This window comes from Bradyrhizobium sp. McL0615, from assembly GCF_049993905.1.
In the GTDB taxonomy this organism is placed as follows: Bacteria; Pseudomonadota; Alphaproteobacteria; order Rhizobiales; family Xanthobacteraceae; genus Bradyrhizobium.
Genome location: NZ_CP188254.1, coordinates 6256096 through 6272931 on the forward strand (window position 1 = coordinate 6256096; position 16836 = coordinate 6272931).

Annotated in this window: 16 protein-coding genes and 1 pseudogene; 4 read left to right on the top strand and 13 right to left on the bottom strand. The window is 60.5% G+C overall.

Annotated elements, in window-relative coordinates; all coding sequences use genetic code 11:
- Positions 1-34 precede the first annotated feature (34 nt).
- Positions 35-1471: an ABC transporter substrate-binding protein gene (locus tag ACPPVP_RS30195; RefSeq protein ID WP_426527169.1), complete on the bottom strand. Its 1437-nt coding sequence runs from the start codon at positions 1469-1471 to the stop codon at positions 35-37.
- Positions 1472-2000: 529 nt separating this feature from the next.
- Positions 2001-2804 carry a Crp/Fnr family transcriptional regulator gene (locus ACPPVP_RS30200; protein WP_426527171.1) on the bottom strand — a complete coding sequence of 268 codons (804 nt, stop codon included), beginning with the start codon at positions 2802-2804 and terminating at the stop codon, positions 2001-2003.
- Positions 2805-3119: 315 nt separating this feature from the next.
- Here ACPPVP_RS30200 and ACPPVP_RS30205 point away from each other — a divergent pair, with 315 nt between their 5' ends.
- Entirely contained in the window at positions 3120-3944 is an 825-nt protein-coding gene (locus ACPPVP_RS30205) for a DUF72 domain-containing protein (protein ID WP_426527173.1), read from the top strand.
- 4 nt (positions 3945-3948) lie between these two features.
- Here ACPPVP_RS30205 and ACPPVP_RS30210 read toward each other — a convergent pair whose 3' ends face one another.
- Positions 3949-4920 (bottom strand): Bug family tripartite tricarboxylate transporter substrate binding protein, encoded by a 972-nt coding sequence (locus tag ACPPVP_RS30210; protein WP_426527175.1) that lies wholly within the window; start codon positions 4918-4920, stop codon positions 3949-3951.
- 139 nt (positions 4921-5059) lie between these two features.
- On the opposite strand from ACPPVP_RS30210, the gene ACPPVP_RS30215 reads away from it, so the two are divergent.
- The gene (locus tag ACPPVP_RS30215; protein ID WP_426527177.1) at positions 5060-5524 is read left to right on the top strand and encodes a DUF488 family protein; all 465 of its coding nucleotides are present in this window, start codon (positions 5060-5062) and stop codon (positions 5522-5524) included.
- Between the two features lie 85 nt (positions 5525-5609).
- Here ACPPVP_RS30215 and ACPPVP_RS30220 read toward each other — a convergent pair whose 3' ends face one another.
- The 7 genes from ACPPVP_RS30220 to ACPPVP_RS30250 form a co-directional block, all read right to left on the bottom strand.
- Positions 5610-6527, bottom strand: a complete 918-nt coding sequence (locus tag ACPPVP_RS30220) for a PhzF family phenazine biosynthesis protein (protein WP_426527179.1) — start codon at positions 6525-6527, stop codon at positions 5610-5612.
- A 12-nt stretch (positions 6528-6539) separates the two neighbouring features.
- Positions 6540-7847 carry an adenylate/guanylate cyclase domain-containing protein gene (locus tag ACPPVP_RS30225; RefSeq protein ID WP_426527181.1) on the bottom strand — a complete coding sequence of 436 codons (1308 nt, stop codon included), beginning with the start codon at positions 7845-7847 and terminating at the stop codon, positions 6540-6542.
- Between the two features lie 180 nt (positions 7848-8027).
- Positions 8028-9194 carry an ABC transporter permease gene (locus ACPPVP_RS30230; RefSeq protein ID WP_426527183.1) on the bottom strand — a complete coding sequence of 389 codons (1167 nt, stop codon included), beginning with the start codon at positions 9192-9194 and terminating at the stop codon, positions 8028-8030.
- Positions 9191-10129, bottom strand: a complete 939-nt coding sequence (locus ACPPVP_RS30235; RefSeq protein ID WP_426538145.1) for an ABC transporter ATP-binding protein — start codon at positions 10127-10129, stop codon at positions 9191-9193. The genes ACPPVP_RS30230 and ACPPVP_RS30235 overlap by 4 nt, the downstream gene beginning before the upstream one ends.
- Positions 10130-10131: 2 nt before the next feature.
- Positions 10132-10917, bottom strand: coding sequence for an HlyD family secretion protein (locus ACPPVP_RS30240; protein ID WP_426527185.1), 786 nt, complete (start codon positions 10915-10917; stop codon positions 10132-10134).
- The gene (locus tag ACPPVP_RS30245; protein ID WP_426527187.1) at positions 10914-11630 is read right to left on the bottom strand and encodes a TetR/AcrR family transcriptional regulator; all 717 of its coding nucleotides are present in this window, start codon (positions 11628-11630) and stop codon (positions 10914-10916) included. The genes ACPPVP_RS30240 and ACPPVP_RS30245 overlap by 4 nt, the downstream gene beginning before the upstream one ends.
- 606 nt (positions 11631-12236) lie before the next feature.
- Positions 12237-12359, bottom strand: coding sequence for a hypothetical protein (locus tag ACPPVP_RS30250; protein ID WP_426527189.1), 123 nt, complete (start codon positions 12357-12359; stop codon positions 12237-12239).
- A 746-nt stretch (positions 12360-13105) separates the two neighbouring features.
- Between ACPPVP_RS30250 and ACPPVP_RS30255 the strand changes: the two genes are divergently transcribed.
- Together ACPPVP_RS30255 and ACPPVP_RS30260 are read left to right on the top strand one after the other, a co-directional pair.
- Positions 13106-13948 (top strand): DUF4339 domain-containing protein, encoded by an 843-nt coding sequence (locus ACPPVP_RS30255; protein WP_426527191.1) that lies wholly within the window; start codon positions 13106-13108, stop codon positions 13946-13948.
- A gap of 30 nt (positions 13949-13978) precedes the next feature.
- Positions 13979-15055, top strand: coding sequence for a hypothetical protein (locus ACPPVP_RS30260; protein WP_426527192.1), 1077 nt, complete (start codon positions 13979-13981; stop codon positions 15053-15055).
- Positions 15056-15231: 176 nt separating this feature from the next.
- On the opposite strand, the gene ACPPVP_RS30265 is transcribed toward ACPPVP_RS30260, so the two are convergent.
- The 3 genes and pseudogenes from ACPPVP_RS30265 to ACPPVP_RS30275 all read right to left on the bottom strand — a co-directional run bounded on the left by ACPPVP_RS30265 (position 15232) and on the right by ACPPVP_RS30275 (position 16667).
- A complete protein-coding gene (locus ACPPVP_RS30265) occupies positions 15232-15381 on the bottom strand; it encodes a hypothetical protein (protein WP_426527194.1) in 150 nt (49 codons plus the stop codon).
- 351 nt (positions 15382-15732) lie between these two features.
- Positions 15733-16104 carry a Crp/Fnr family transcriptional regulator gene (locus ACPPVP_RS30270; RefSeq protein ID WP_426527196.1) on the bottom strand — a complete coding sequence of 124 codons (372 nt, stop codon included), beginning with the start codon at positions 16102-16104 and terminating at the stop codon, positions 15733-15735.
- 138 nt (positions 16105-16242) lie between these two features.
- Positions 16243-16667 (bottom strand): annotated as a pseudogene (locus ACPPVP_RS30275) (hypothetical protein).
- Positions 16668-16836 lie beyond the last annotated feature (169 nt).

The following is a 16836-nucleotide window of genomic DNA, read 5'->3' on the forward strand; positions in this document are numbered from 1 at the left end:
ATTTTCGCACTTGCCATGCTGCCCATGGGCTCACCTATTGTCCGACGTTGATGGCGCTGAGCACTTCGGTATAGGTCGCCAGCTTGCCGCCGTTCTTGGACGCATATTCTTCTGCATCCTTCTTGAGCAGGAACGGCACCACGTCCGGTTTCTTCGGATCCTGGCCGCCGACCGCATAGAATGCGGCGTCGGCGAACACCTTGATGCCGAGTTGATGATCGACCAGGTAGACGGCGTTGAACTTCTTGCCTTCGGCACCGTATTTCTTCACGCCGAGCAGCGTGCAGACCGGCGAGCTGAACGGCACGATGTCGCCGCCCTGGATCCAGATCTCGCCGGTCTTCTTGGGATCGTTGACCGGCGCGTTACAGATCGGATCGGTGCCCGTCACGTTGTAGGTATCGAACGATGCCAGCTGCTTGTCGTAGTCGAGCCCCTGCTCCTTGTAGGCTTGCCGGACATACTTGTCGTTGACCCAGGCGCCGATGTTGAGCTCCTTGATCATGTTCAGCTTCTGCAGGATGGCGTAGTTGTTTCCGACCGACTCGACCCATTGCGGCTTGATGGTCGCATCGAGCGTGTGCACACCGCCGGGCCCTAAGAAGATGTAGACCACTTCCTTGTTGATCTTGGTCCACTCCTCGATCTTCTCGACGGCGAGCTTGGGATTCTTGCGCATCCAGTCGTTCGCTTCCATCAACGCGTTGATGTAGGCCACCACGATCTCGGGATACTTCTCGCCAAAGTCCTTGCGCACGACGACGCCATGGAACGTCGGGGTTTTGGTCTCGGCGCCGTCATAGATCTTGCGGGCGAAACCCTTGAACGGGAGCAGTTCGGCGAACGGCACGAAGTCGCCATGCGCATCGATGCGCTTTTCCTGCAAATTGGTGCTGCCGACTTCCGGCGACTGCGACACCAGATTCCAGAAATCGGGCGGCAATCCGCGCTTCTGCAGCGAGGTCAGCACCATGCCGTGCGCGGCCGAGCCGAACGGCACCGAGACGTTCTTGCCCTTGAGGTCCGCGAGTTCGTAGAACGGCGAGTCCTTGTGAACGACGATGCCATTGCCGCCGCCGACCGCATTGTAGGCGATGATGGCGACGAGCTGGGTTTCGTTCTTGGTGGCCTGCCCGGTGGCGCCGTTCACCATCAGCGGATAGTCGCCCATCATGCCGATCTGGATATTGTTGGCCATCATGCCGTTGGTGATCGGCGGGCCTGATGTCGCGTTCTGCCAGCTCAGCTTGTATTGAATGTCCTTGTACTTGCCCGTCTTCGGCAGGTGCTTCTCCAGCAGGCCCAGCTCCTTCAGAACGACACCGCCGGTCACCGTGTTGGTGGTGGTGTTCTGCGTGCCGATGCCGATCTCGAGGGTTTCGGCGCTGGCGGTTGCCGACGCCAACCCCAAGGTTGCGGCAACGAACAAGGGAAGGAAGCCAGAGAGCTTGGACGCAGGGCCGACGGTCATTAGACAAATCCTCTTCGAACTGAACTGTGCTGGATTTTGTGCAATGCCCACGCGAAGCGTTCCGGCCGTGGAAGATTGGCTGGGTGCTCGACGGTGAGCAGGCTGACTGGCTTGACGGGGGCGATGCTGCAAGCGATATGCCACGGGACCCGTGCTGACGACCTGCAGCGGGCTTGGTTCGCGGTGGCCCGGATCGCGAACGGCGTGGCTAAAGAAGGAAGTTGACGTCATTTGCCGTGAACTCGCTCGCTACCATCGCGGACGTTTGAGACGTCCGGTAGGCGAACTCTGAACGGCGGACTTTGAAACCGAAACGACGAACGCCGCGAAGCAGCAACGTATTGCGAAGAAATATCCGGATGCTCAATTAGTGGACAGAAATTCTGTCTGATTTGTCTATCAGATGAGCGCCGTGACTAGAAATTAGCCACCCATTCAGATCAGATCCTGACCGGAAAGCGCGAAATCGCCTGATACCGGCAAGTGTCAGCGGCGGTTTGACACGGACGTGCGGCCTCCCCGCCAGTCCTCAGACCTCGTCCGTAGCGGCGGTCTTGGCGAGCTTGCCATCCCTGATTTCGCTCAGCATGTCGGCATTCTTGATCACGAGATTGGAGCCATGCGCGGCGAGGATGCCAAGCTCGGTGAACCTCTTAAGGCTGATGGTGACGGACTGGCGCGTCACGCCCGTCATATGCGCAAGGTCGGCGTGGGTGAATGATGCGGCGATCAACGCCCCATCGCGCTCTTCCACGCCGTAAAGGTTCATCAGATGCAGCAGCAGCTGCGCCAGCCGTTCGGTCGGCGAACGGGTGCCGAGCATCTGGGCCAGCGCCGAATAGCACTGCCCCTTGAAACTGAGCCCCTCGATGATGCCGATGGCGAGTGCGGGGATCGTCATCACCATTCGCCGCAACACGTCACCCGGCAAATGCAACACCGTGCTGTTGACCGCTGCAACGCCCGACCAGACGTGCAGCCCCTGCTTGAACACTTCCGGACCGCCGACAAAATTGCCGGAGTGCCAGTAGGCCAGCGTGATCTCGCGGCCCGATGGCGCGGTGTAGAACACCTTGATGCGTCCGCTTTCGATCAGGTAGATGCCGTCTTGCGGACTGGCTTGGCTGAACAACTGCGCGCCGCGGTAGAGCACGCGGCGTTTCCCCGAACCCAGCACTTGCGCGATTTCGGTTTCCGTCAGTCCGCTGAACAAGTACGGCGGCCCGTTGCGCTGCGTCCCGCTGTCGGTCATCAACAGCGCGCCGAACTGCGCGGGCGCGCCGGCCTTGCCCGGAGCCGAGGCCGGTTGCGATGGGGGATGCTTGCCGATCATGGGTCCGCTCGAAGCCAAACCTAAATCCTAACCTGCGTCGACATAGAGGGAGAGCACCAGACGGAGAACATCAGGCCGGCTGCCAAGATCCTTAAGCCCGCACCGGCCCGCGATGCTGCATGCTTTGCAATTGGCGCGCCAAGTGCCATGTTTATTCTCTGTCGAAGGCACTTCCGTGTCCATATCCCGGGCTGTCGCACTTCGCCACTATCCCGCGTTTCCGCGCTCGTCACGTACTGCGACAATCTGGCCAATCAGGGCCGATTTGGTTAACATCCGCCAGACCTCTCCCCTCATTTTCCGACGAGCCCTCCCGTGAGCAAGCCTTCGAAATCGACCGCGAAAAACAGCGGCAACATCTTTATCGGCATCGGCGGCTGGACCTTCGAGCCGTGGCGCGGGGTGTTTTATCCCGAGAAGCTGACGCAGGCGAAGGAACTGTCCTACGCGGCGTCGAAACTGACCTCGATCGAGATCAACGGCACCTATTACGGCTCGCAGAAGCCGGAGAGTTTTCGCAAATGGGCGCGCGAGGTGCCGGACGGATTCGTGTTCTCGTTGAAGGGACCGCGCTTCGCGACCAACCGTCGTGTGCTGGCGGAGGCCGGCGATTCCGTAAAACGCTTCTACGATTCCGGCGTGCTGGAGCTCGGCGACCGGCTCGGCCCGGTGCTGTGGCAGTTCGCGCCGACCAAGAAATTCGACGAGGCCGATTTCGGCAAGTTCCTCGAACTGCTGCCGCGCAAGCTCGAAGGACGCGCACTGCGTCACGTGGTCGAGGTGCGGCATGACAGTTTCTGCGTGCCGGAGTTCATCGCGTTGCTGCGCAAGTTCGAGACGCCCGTCGTGTACGCCGAGCACGGCAAATATCCAGCCATCGCCGACGTCGTCAGCGACTTCGTCTATGCGCGGCTGCAGAAGGGCAATGACGAGCTCAAGACCTGCTATCCGCCGAAGCAGCTCGACGCCTGGGCCAAGCGCTTCCAGGCCTGGGCCGGTGGCGGCGAGCCCGACGACCTGCCGCGTGTCGACAAGGCCAAGCCCGCGAAGACGCGGCGCGACGTGTTCGCCTATGTCATCCACGAGGGCAAGGTGCGCGCCCCGGCCGGCGCGATGGAGTTGATCGAACGCGTGAAGTAACTCCCTAGTCCAGCTTGATGCCGGCGTCGCGGATCAGTTTGGTCCAGTTGTCGTATTCGGAGGCGATGAAAGCGTCGAGTTTGTCGTCCGGCAGATCCCACACCTCTCCACCGCTCTTCTCGAAACGCTCCTTGAGTTCGGGCAACGAGGCCCGGATATCGCGGCGCAATTTTGCGATCACATCCGGCGGCGTCTTGGCGGGCGCGAATATCCCGAGCCACGAATCCACATCGAGACCGGGTACGCCCGTTTCCGACATCGTCGGCACGTCCGGCGCCAGCGGGCTGCGCTTGGACGACAGCACGGCGATGCCCTTGGCCTGTCCTGACTGCACGTAAGGCAGCCCCGCGGCAATCGAATCGAAGAACAGATCGATGCGGCCGGCGAGCAGATCGGTGAAGGCCGGCGGCGAACCTTTGTAAGGGATCTCCTGAAATTTTACGCCGGCCGCCTTCATGAATGCAGCCGCCACCAGATGCTGGCCGGTGCCGACGCCGGCGGTCGCGACCGAAATCGAGCCCGGGTTCGCCTGTGCGGCGGCAACGATGCCCTGAAGCTTGCCCTGCGGCAGATCCTTGCGGCCGACCATCACGTAACCGAACTTGTAGATCAGCGCGACCGGCACGAAATCCCTGCGCGGATCGTAAGCGAGTTTCGAATACAGCGCCGAATTGAACGCCATGTTGGAGAGCCCGCCAACCACCAGCGTGTAGCCGTCCGGCTCGCTCTGGCTTGCCGCCTGCGTGCCGACCACGGTGCCGGCGCCGGGCTTGTTCTCGACGACGAAGGCCTGCCCCATCCGCTTCGACAGCGCGTCCGCAAGCTGCCGCCCGACCAGATCGTAACTGCCGCCCGGACCGATCGGGACGATGATCTTCACCGGTCGATCGGGATAGCCGGTCTGAGCGTGCGCTGCGGCCACGCCGCACACGAGAAGCGCGAGCAGCCATGCGAGTGAGCGACCGATGCGGTACATGCTGTCTCCCCCAGACCGTGAGCTTCGACAGGCTCTTTGGCGGAACTATGCGACACGCCACTTCCGGCCGCAACGCGGATGTAGCAATCGATCGACCATTACCGTAGCCTTGCGCCAGCGACATAATGTCTGGATCGATATGGCCCGCAGAACAAAGCGTCTTTTCACCATCGGCTATGAGCAGACGCCGGCCAAGGCCGTGCTCGACGAATTGGAAGCCGCCGGCGTCAAGCTGCTGGTCGACGTGCGCGCGGTCGCATCCTCACGGCGGCCGGGTTTCTCCAAAAATCAACTCGCGGCCGGCCTCGATGAACGCGGCATTTCCTATCTGCACCTGAAGGGACTGGGGACGCCAAAGAGCGGCCGCGAGGCCGCGCGCAGCGGCAAGTTCGGGCTGCTGCACAAGATCTACTCGGCGCATCTGAAGACGACGCAGGCGAAGGAGCAACTCGACGAGCTGTCGGCGCTGGTGAACAAGTCTGGTCCGGTGTGCATTCTCTGTTATGAGCGCGACCATGCTCATTGCCACCGGCAATGGATCGCGGAGATCATCGAGAACCGCGACGGCGTGAAGGTGGAGAATCTGGTCGCGCCGCAGGTCTAGATCCGTAGCCCGGATGAGCGGAGCGACATCCGGGTCAACTCGAACACCGGCCCCGGATATCGCTGCGCTCATCCGGGCTACGAGACTATGACTCCTTGCCATCGAGCCGGAACGTTCCCTCCATCATCTTCACGCTGCTGCCGCCGACATGAATGGATGCGACCGCGCCATTCTGCTTGCGGACGCGCGTGAGCAAGAGGCTCGGCCGGCCCATGTCGACGCCCTGCCCGATCTTCAATCGCAGTTCGCCGTCCTTGAGGTCGTCAAGATCGGCCAGCAGCGCCGCGGCCGCCGCCGTCGCGCTGCCGGTCGCGGGATCTTCGGACAGTCCGCTGGCGCCGGGGTGAAACATTCGCGCCTGCAGCTCGCACGGCTTTTCGCTGGCCGGCACATCGCGCGTGTAGAAGTAGACGGCGTCGCTGCCGTCACACGGGAAAGTTTTTGCGAATGCCGCGGCATCGGGCCTGGCCCGCCGCAGCGCCTCGCGGGAGGCGACTTCGACAGCCAGAAACGACAATCCGACCGAGATGATCTGCGGTGCATGCCGGTCGGTCTTCACCTCGCCGGCTGACAGCGAGAGGCAAGCGGCGGCCTGCTCGACGGGAAGCTGCGACATCCGCTTCAGAGGCTGCGGCGCCGTGAATTCGGTGCTGACGACCTTGCCCTGCTCGGTCACGATCTCGACCGGCACGAGGCCTGCGCCCTCCTCGAACAGCAGCCGTGCCGGCGGCTTTGCCGCCAGCGTCGCCAGCACGAAGGCGGTGCCGACATTGGGGTGGCCCGCGAAGGGAATTTCCCGGTTCACGGTGAAGATGCGAACCTGCGCGTCGTTCGCGCTGTCGGTCGGCGGCAGCACGAAGGTCGTCTCCGAATAGTTGAATTCCCTGGCAACCGCCTGCATCTGTTCGGTCGACAGCCCCCCGGCATCGAGGACCACACCGAGCGGATTGCCGCCAAAAGCGCGATCAGTGAAAACGTCCACAGTGATGTAACGGCGCTGCATTTCGATACTCCCCTATCCCAACCGCCACACGGCCATCGGCCGCTCATAACCCCTGACCTCGACCTCACCGAGGGAGACAGCGTCGCCGCAAGCTTCGCCGAGCGCATCGCGCACCGCTTCCGAGATCAGGAACTGCGAATTGAAGTCCTTGTTGAGCGCCTCCAGCCGCGAGGCAAAATTCACGGTGTCGCCGATCACCGTGTATTCCTTGCGCCGCGGCGAGCCGATGTTGCCGGCGACCACCTCGCCGAGATGAATGCCGATGCCGATGCGCAAGGGCCAGCTCGTCGCTTCATTGACCCGCGCATTGGCTTCCAGCATTTCGCGAGCCGCAGCGACCGCTCGATGCGCCGGGTCAGGCGCTTCCAGCGGCGCGCCGAACAGCGCCAAAAATCCATCGCCGAGAAACTTGTTCACGATGCCGCCGTGGCGGTCGAGGATGTCGACCAGAATGGCAAACGCGCCATCGAGCCGGCTGACGACCTCTTGTGGCGTTCGCGTGCGTGCGCCGGCCGTAAAACTGCGAAAGTCGACGAACATGACGGCAACGCGGCGGATGTCGCTGTCGGTCCTGGTGCCTTCTGCCATCAGGCGGTCCACCACCTGCGGCGAAACGTGCTGGCCGAACAAATTGGTGATGCGGTCGCGGGCGGTGGCCGCCTTGATGCTCGTCTCAAACTGCCGCCGCAACTGGTGCCCGACCGCACCTGCGAGCACGCCGCAGACCAAGACGATCAGGCTGCGAGCGGCGTGATAGAAGATGCTGGGGTCGGCATCTGCCGCCGGATGATAGAATATCGCCATGCAGAACAGCTGCGTGGCGGCGACCGCGCCGGTGAAGGTGGAAAGCCAGAAGTCAAGCCGTAACGTCGAGAGGATGATGAAAATGAAATAGATCATCGGCGCGACGAACCCGAGTGCGGTCACCGATCCCATGCTGTCGATATGCAGCGCCAGCGCCACCGTCGGCATCGACGTTTCGATCAGCGCGCCGATATAACGGCGGTACAGCGGCAGGTCGCGTCCCCGCTTCATATGCCGCTTGATGGACCCGTGCACCCACCATTCGAACAGGATGAACGGTCCGATGATGGAGTACAGATAGCGCGGCGTCAGATTGCCGTGCCAGACCCGGGCGACCGCCTCGGTTGCAAAGAAGTAGACGATCGTCACGATGACGCAGAGCACCAGGGCAGTCGCGATCAGGGCCTTGATCCGCAACAGCTCGGTCGTCATCACTTCCTGCATCAGCGCGTGCTGGAAGTCTGCCGATACGCCGGTGTCGTGGTCTTTTGTCTTCTTGCCCCAGAACCCTGCCATTACTCACCTAACCAGCATTCCGTCTGTCGCACGCAAAGCGCGTCTGTCTCAGCCGTCATTGCGAGGAGCGAAGCGACGAAGCAATCCATATTTCTCAACAGAGCGATGGATTGCTTCGCTCCGCTCGCAATGACGTCCGCATCGCCTTGCTGCTTCCCGAATGCATCCACACTTATAACCTCAATCGAGCGTGCGACGGAAGCGGGTCACGGCGATCGTCATCGCGATTAGCATCAGTGCAATGAGTGCAATCGTGTCGTATTGCAGGTTGGACGGTGCTGCGCCCTTCAGCATGATGGCGCGGACGATGCGGATGTAATGGGTCAGCGGCAGGCCCTCGCCGAGATACTGCGCCCAGACCGGCATGCCCGCGAACGGAAACATGAATCCGGACAACAGAATGCTGGGCAGGAAGAACATCATCGACATCTGCATCGCCTGCAACTGGTTCTGGACGATGGTGGAAAAGGTGTAGCCGATCGACAGATTGGTGGTGATGAACAGCGTCGTCAGAATAGCCAGCAGCGTCACGCTGCCGAGGATCGGCACCCCGAACAACAAAACCCCGATGCTGACGATCAGTGTCGCCTGGACGAAGCCGACGATCACATAGGGAATGATCTTGCCGAACATCACCTCCACCGGCCTGATCGGCATCGATAGCAGGCTCTCCATGGTGCCGCGTTCGATTTCGCGCGTCACCGACAGCGCGGTGAAGATCAGCATGGTCATGGTCAGGATGGTGCCGACGAGGCCCGGCACGATATTGAGCCGCGACTCGGCCGCCGGGTTGTAGCGGGCATGCGCCCTGATTTCGAAAGGCATCGCGGGCGGATCGCCGATGTGGAGGTCATGGGCGAGCGCGGTCTGCACGATCACGCCGAGCGATCCGAGCGCCGTGCCGGATGCAACCGGATCGGTCGCATCCGCCGCAACCAGCAGCGCCGGCTTGTCGCCGCGCCGCACCGCGCGCTCGAAACCGCGCGGGACCTCGACCCCGAACAGCACCTTGCCGGACTGCAGCAGATCATCGAACTCGGCGACGCTGTGCACCTCGCGGGTGAAGCGAAAGTAGCTGGTATTCTCCATCGCCTTCAGCACCGAGCGCGCCAGATCGCTGTCCTCCTGGACCAACACTGCCGTCGGCAGATGGCGTGGCGTGGTGTTGATGGCATAGCCAAACAGCAATAGCTGCATCACCGGGATCATCACGATCATCGCGAACGAGACGCGGTCGCGGCGGAGCTGGATGAATTCCTTGACCAGCATCGCATAGCTGCGGCGCCAGAAGCCGAAGGCCGGCTCCCTGACCTCCTCTACAGGATGAACGGATTCGGTTGCACTCATTGGAAATTGTCCTTTGAGCGGTTCATGAGATCGATGAATACATCTTCCAGCGACGGTTCGCTATCCTGCCAGTGCCGTCCCTTCTTATTGCGATAGGGTGAGATCGTCGCCTCGAGCGCAGCCTTGTCGCGCCCCGAGACGTGCAGGCTGGTGCCGAACGGCGCCACCATGTCGACGCCCGGCTTGCCTGCGAGTTCAGTCGCAAGCCCGTTGAGATCGTCGCCGGAAACCGTCCAGGTCGACAGCGCCGATTTCGCGATCACCTCGTCCACCGTGCCGTGCGCCAGCAGATGGCCATAGGCGATATAGGCGATCTCGTGACAGCGCTCGGCCTCGTCCATGTAATGGGTCGAGACCAGCACCGTCAGACCGTCGGCGGCGAGCGCATGGATCTCGTTCCAGAAATCGCGCCGCGCCTTGGGATCGACACCGGCGGTCGGCTCGTCCAGCAGCAGCAATTGCGGATTGGGCAGAGTGCAGGCGCCGAGCGCGAGCCGCTGCTTCCAGCCGCCAGAAAGCTCGCCGGCGAGCTGCTCCTCGCGGCCGTTCAGGCCGATCCGCTTGATCATGTCCCGTGCCGCGCCCCGCGCGTCGCGCAGGCCGTAGAGCCGCGCGACGAATTCGAGGTTCTCGCGCACCGACAGGTCCTGGTACAGGCTGAAGCGCTGCGTCATGTAGCCGACCTGGCGCTTGATCTTGTCCGCGTCGCGGCGGATGTCGTAGCCGAGACAGGTGCCCTCGCCGGCATCCGGCGTCAGCAGCCCGCACAGCATGCGGATGGTGGTGGTCTTGCCGGAGCCGTTGGGACCGAGGAAGCCGTAGATCGAGCCGCGCTTCACCTGCATCGACAGGTCATGCACGACCTCGCGGCCGCCGAAGGATTTTGACAGGCCCTCGACGTTGATCGCGATGTCGGGTCCTGACGCGACAGACATACTCATCGCTTGTCCGCCATCGGCGTTCGGGGATTGAGGAACACGCTGATCGGCTGGCCGACCCGCAGCACATCCGGCCGGCTGGGCCGCGCCTGGATCAGGTAGACCAGCTTGTTGCGCTCATCGAGGCTGTAGATGACAGGCGGGGTGTATTCCGCCGTGGTCGCGATGAAATAGATCTTTGCCGTGAGATCAGGCGCGCAATTGTCGCAGGTCACCCTCACCTCGTCGCCGATCGATAGCTTCGGCAATTCCGTTTCGGCTACGAAGAAGCGCAGCTTCATGTTGCCGGGCGGCATGATCGACAGCACCGGCCGCTGCGCCGGCACCATTTCGCCTTCGCGGAAATAGATCTGCTGGATGGTGCCGCCGACCGGCGCAAAGCCGCTGCGCCGCGCCAGCCTGGTCTGCGAGGTGTTGACGCGGGCTTCGGCCACGCGCAGCGCCGAGGTCGCCGAATCCAGATTGGCCTGCGTGCCGGAGCCGGTCTTGCTCAACGACGATGCGCGGTCAAAACTCTGCTGCGCGTTGGCGAGCGTCGCCTTGTTCTGGTTGAGGTCGGCCTGCTGCAGATCGTCGTCGACCGAATAGAGCTGCATGCCGGGTGTCACCTCGTCGCCCTCGCGCACGTTGAGTTTTGTGACGCGGCCGCTTTCGTCGGGGCTGACGAAGATCATGTCGGCCTCGACCCAGCCCTGAAAGCCCGGATCCTTCCGTTCGTTGCAGCCGGTAAGCACGTCGGCGAGCGCCAGCGCGGCCAAAATTGTCGTCATTCGCGACGAGGTCATGTCGTCCTCCGTTCGCCAAAAATCAGATCGAGATGCACCCGAAACATTTCGAGGGCGTCCAGCGGCGCATGTCTGCTGAAAAGGCTCTGCCAGATCACGGCGATCAGCGCGGGCGCCACCATGATTTGCGGAAACCGCGCCAGGTTTTTCTGCTTGATCTCGCCGCGCGCGATGCCGAGTTCGATCAGCGCGCGCATGCCGCCGAGGCCTCGCGACACCACTTCGCGGTAATAGAAGTCGGCCACGGCCGGAAAGCGCGGCCCCTCGGCGACGATCAGGCGCACGAGGTCGCCGCGCCGCGTGGTCGCCACCTCCTCAATGAAGGTCTTGGCAAATCCCTCCACCAGGTCGCGGACCGACGCCCCGGGCTGCGGCGGCGTGCCCCAGAGACGGGTGATCATCGGCACGATGGCGGTGCGGATCAGCTCCTCGAACATCGATTCCTTGTCCTTGAAGTGCAGATAGATCGTGCCCTTGGCGACGCCGGCGCGTTTGGCGACATCATCAAGCCGCGTCGCCGCAAACCCGCGCGCGATGAACTCGTCCATTGCCGCCTCGATAATCGCCCCGCGCCGTTCCGCCGCGCGTTCGGCGCGGTTGGAGGCGGGCTTGGAGGCCGGCTTTGATGCAGGCAGGTCAGCCGATGCCCCCGCCCGCCGATTGGCAGGCTTTGGGGCGGTTTTCCGCGGGGTTTTGGGGGTTTCATTTGCCATGCTATTAATATGACTGACTAGTCAGTCATTGTCAATTTGAGCCCGAAAGCGGCTCTTTCACATGGGCGTGACCGACATGCGCGAAATCCCGGTCGCCGCCCCGCTGGAGGATTTTGTGCGGCCAGAACAGCGCGCGATATCCCACACATGCGGGGGTATCCGCGGCCTATGCCCGTCATTGCGAGCGCAGCGAAGCAATCCACGTCTCAACACCCGCGCCATGGATTGCTTCGCTTCGCTCGCAATGACGGTGGATACAGTCTCGCATTCTCGCGACGCGCTGCGCCCGAGGCTTGCTCGAAACTCCCCTCCTTCGAAATCGGAGGGAGCAGGGAATGCCGGGTGCACGCTGCACCCGCGGTCTCGTGTGCAATGTATGCATGGAAATGCGCACACGAGCATACAGGTACAGTCGGAACACTCCGGCATTCCCTGCGCAAGGGAGTATTGAGGAGCAAAAAGCCTCTGTAGATCAATGCGGTAAGGCTCATGTGTTCACGGTTGTGTCGCGATCTGCTGGAGCTACAATTTGTTGTGCAAAATTTTTGCGAAGCGCGGGTGAAGCGGGCGAGCCTCGTCCGGTTATCTGGTAGCGGCGAGATTGCATCACCGTGGTCGCCACCGAACAACAATGAGCACGACGACGATGATGACCGCACCAATGATGGCGTAGATGCCGTCGGCGCTGATGGTCAGGCCAAAAAGGTTGATCAGTAGCTTGTCCGACATCGCGCGGCTCTCCATTGAAAAAACATGAGAGCCTTCGGGGAACGAAGTTATCTGTGCGCGGTGACGCGACTGCTCGTCAAGATGGGCTGGAGCGCGGCGCTCACGGAGAAAGAGCGCGGTCCCCTTGAAAACATTTGGACCTGTCAGGCATTCGCCGGTCCAAATTTCTGAGCTATCCACAGGCTAAAGTCGAGACGCCGCCAAGACGGCGATGACGATCAGCAGCGCTGCCGCTATCGCAACCACGCCTCCGGCGGTGAGATGGAGTCCCCAAAAGCTGACCTGTAGTCGATTGCGCATGACACGGCTCTCCATTCAAAAAACATGAGAGCCTTCGGGGGACGAAGTTATCTGAGTGCCGATTTCCCTGCCCGTCAACAGCAAACTCCGCCGCCCAGTCCCTTGTTGAGGGACATTGGGACTGTCGCAAGGGCTTGATGCCCCGCAAGAATTGGCAGCGCCATCGAGCCGTTGTGTCAATGGTGTGCCAAATTGCGTTTCCTACGTTGCGGGTTCTCCACAGCTGATTTTAAGATGCGGCCATGACGACCTCTCCCCAGAAGATCACCTTCGGCGAAATGTGCGCGTCCGGCGTCCGCGCGATGTGTTGCCCCAACTGCTTGGTCGGAGCCGGAGGACCTCCGGCATTCGGCGCGGAAGTGGATGATCGTTGTGGCGGCAATGACACGCCGCGCAAAAGAGCTTATCGGTAGCTCCGGGCGAGATTAGGTGGGTTGGGGGAAGCCGTGATCTGGCATGTCATTATTGACGGCGAGCAGCGTGGTCCGCTGTCTCACGATCAAGTCCTCGAATATCTGCACAGTGGGCAACTGGTCGGACACGACCTGATATGGCGCCCCGGTTTCCGCGACTGGAAGCCGATAAGCGAGCTTGCTGACTTCTGGCAGCCGCCAAAGCGTGAATCGCTGCCGCCGCCTCTGCCCGCTCCAGCAGAACGAGCCGAACACGATGACACTCAAACCGTTGCCGTCGTCGCGGACAGAAAGTGGAGCCTCTGGGGAGCCACCAACATCGGACTGATGGTGTCTGTGTTCGTCCTGTCACTTCAGATCGCAAGCGGTCGGGGGTTCGAGCTTGCGAATTATGCTCAGACAGCGAGCGCCGAGACCGTAATGTATCTGGCCGGTCAGATAATCGCCGCGCCGCTGATTTTCGTGATCGTCGCCATGGTCGTAAACATCTTCAGATGGCGGCTGCCAGCTTCCGATGCGAGAGCTATCAAGGGTGCAACCGTGTTCGTTATCTCGTTTGTTGGTATTGGCATGTTGCTCGCGCTTTACGGACAATGGTTCTTCAGCAGCACCGAGCGGATCAGCGGAGCGACACGGGACTATGCCATGAAGTCGATGCAACCCGTTTGCGTTCGGCGGCAGATGTCGCTCAGACAGGGACAAAACCTTTCGGACGAACAAATTTCAAAATACTGCCAATGCGTCGGCATTCATATAGCTGACAACACGACCTACAAAGGTCTCACGAGAGATTCGAACGCACCTGACGTGGTTGAATATCTCAAACGACAGGCCGAGACGGCAGGACGGGAATGCCGAACTTGGATGGGCCTATAGAGTAATCGTGTGGGGAACGAAACGAGCAACATGAAATCTTCGCCGCTGCTGACGACATCGACACTCCTTGCATCTCTAGTCGCTGCATTTTGCTTAGCCCGAACAACCGTTCCGGCCTCCGCGCAAGAGAAGCGGATGACCATTCAGGGATTTGGTCCTGAACTGCCAACTGAAATCGGCGGAAACGCCTGGTTTATTTTTCTAGATGGCGCGATCGATTCCAAAGCAGCGACACGTCTCGAACAATACATCAAAGACAATCGAATTCCGGATCGATCATATGTTTATCTCAATTCGCCAGGCGGTAGCCTCATCGAAGGAATTGGGCTTGGACGTATAATCCGCAAATACGGGCTATCGACAAACGTAGGCAAGCGGTCCCTCGCGGCAACCAGACGGTTCGATATCGAACCGGGTGGCTGCTACAGTGCTTGCTCCTACGCCTATTTGGGTGGTCAATTTAGGTACCTTGCAAAAGGCTCACGCTATGGCGTTCATCAATTTGCGTCCACCAGCGGAAGCGAAGGGCGCGCTCAGATAGCATCAGCGGTCATTGTCGAATACATTCGATCAATGGACGTCGATACGGATTTGTTTAGTTTGAGCGTATCCGCTGGTCCTGACGGCATGAATGAAATCGATAAGCAGACTTTAGAGCGTCTCAATGTAGTCAATAACGGAATGACGCGTCCTGTGTGGACTATAGAGAGTGGAGCAGGACAACTCTATCTTAAGGGCGAGCGAACAACTGAAGTATCTGGAATCAATAAATTCATGCTGCTTTGTGGTGGGGACCGAAAATTAGGGCTCTACGCTATTTTCGATGCTCTTGGTCGCGATGACGAACTTATGAAAATGTCGGCGCCTACCCTTCAAGTCGATACACAAATGTACCGCCTTAATGCAGGATCGAAATCGATCCGTAACGGATGGTTCAACGGAATCTACAGCCTCTCCAATCGAGAAATCGAAGCGCTTCGAAACGCGCAGCGTGTTGGTGTAACCCTTCAATTTAATTACGACGCGCCCGTGTTTTTCGGTTTTCAGGACATGCCAATCGCTGATGGCAGACAAAAACTGTTAGGATTTATAAATCAATGCCGGTAGCTTCCCAAACTGGAAATAGCGGCCGTTCCGCCCAGCGCTAACCAAACGCCTCCATCACGCGGCTAAGCGCCGCGTGCTGCCGGTTCTTCAACTTGATCCAGCGATCGAACCGGCCGGCCTGATAGCGGCTGTCGCGCTGCTACGCTCGGCTGTGCCCATTTCCCAGATCGAACCGATTATGACGGCCGCTCTTTCTTCAGCTTAGCGTCGCGGCGGCGCGCGTGGCGGTTGGTCTTCTGTGCCATGCCTTCCTCGCGGAATGCGTCGGTCGGCATCGGCTGCCGCAGCTTCGATGCCTTGCTGGTCTTCGGGCCTTTGTTCTTCACTCGTTATCACCTTTCTTCCGGATTGGCGGTCGCCGCTGGCAGCGAATGGGGATCTGGAATTGTCCTAAAGATAAGCCCACCCGCGTTTTCCACAACCACCAACAGTAGTTTCAACGCGACAGAGGCACGACTAATGTGCGATTTGCGCCCGGCGCGGCGACCGGCTTTGATAGGCCATGAGCACTAAATCACGGGAAGCTATTTACGGCGCATCGGTCCGGGCAGCGGCAGATCGGGCTACAGAAGCCCGCAAGGGAGCCGACCGTTTGGCCTGCGAGGCATGGAACAAACGCATGCTCGGCTTTCAGGGACCGGCACAACCATCACTAGCGTTGGGCGAGCGCGGGAAGGTCAATCAAGCGACTTACTCGTCACCCTTAGTCGTTGTGCGAGAATCCTCATTACCTTGAGCGCGAAATACGGGGTTTGGGTTACAAGAAAAAGAAACTGGTTTTCCGAGATGGGAACCAGTTCAACATCGGTGATCGCCACGGCAGTTGCGCTCCGCGGCTCGCTGTCAATGAGAGCCATTTCACCAAAAATATTGTCAGTCGTAAGATCAGCCATCGTTCTATTGCCGACTTGAATGCGAACGTAACCGCTCTTGATAACGAAAAGCTCATCCGCCTTCTCACCTTCACGAAAAATGACACCCCCGGCTCTTATTCTCCGGGTCTCGATATCATTGCCAGTTAAGAGGCTGAAGCTCGTATCGACCGCCATTTGCCAACTCCACACGAGTGAATGAGCATACCGTAGCAGCATCGCGAACATCCCGGTACATGGCCCAAAATGTCCATACGGGTCACTAGCGGAGCAAAGCGCCGACGCCAAGGTCCGCTTGTCCTTGCAACGCACACCTCACCGGTCTTCATCCGGATGCACCCAATTGTACAGCGTGATCTCCCGCTGCTCGGTCAGCTTGATCATGCGGACCGGCGGCTTGTAGCGGCGGGTGCCGCAAGACCGGGATCGGAACGACGGCTCCAGCTTCCAGATCGGCGTATCACGCGCCCTGCGGATCGCGTCCAGCGGCATGCTTGCCCGTGTCCTGCAACGGCAGCATTCGATCTCGAGCCAGCCGTAACCGCCATTCAAGCATTGGCCTATCGTTGGAGATGGCTAGGCTGGGCCGCCACAGCCTTCCATACGGACTGACCATTCTCCGCCTCTGCTCGATCGGCCGCGCGGGCAGCCTTCCTAGCCTCTTGGCGGGCAGTCTCGGCGCACATCTTAGCGCGCATGACCCGGCCGCCCCATATAACCTCGCGCGTCTTAGTGCTCATGGATAGCAATTACACCGTCACCGAAGCACATGCGCAATCCACGAGACCTAGCTGCTTGTCGAGCCTGTGCTGCTTTAGCTTGGTCAAGCGCTTCGTTCCGCTCCTACAACAATGGCTCGGTGTTGCCATTTGGTAACCCATGCTCTGCTCACCAAGCGATAACGTCGGC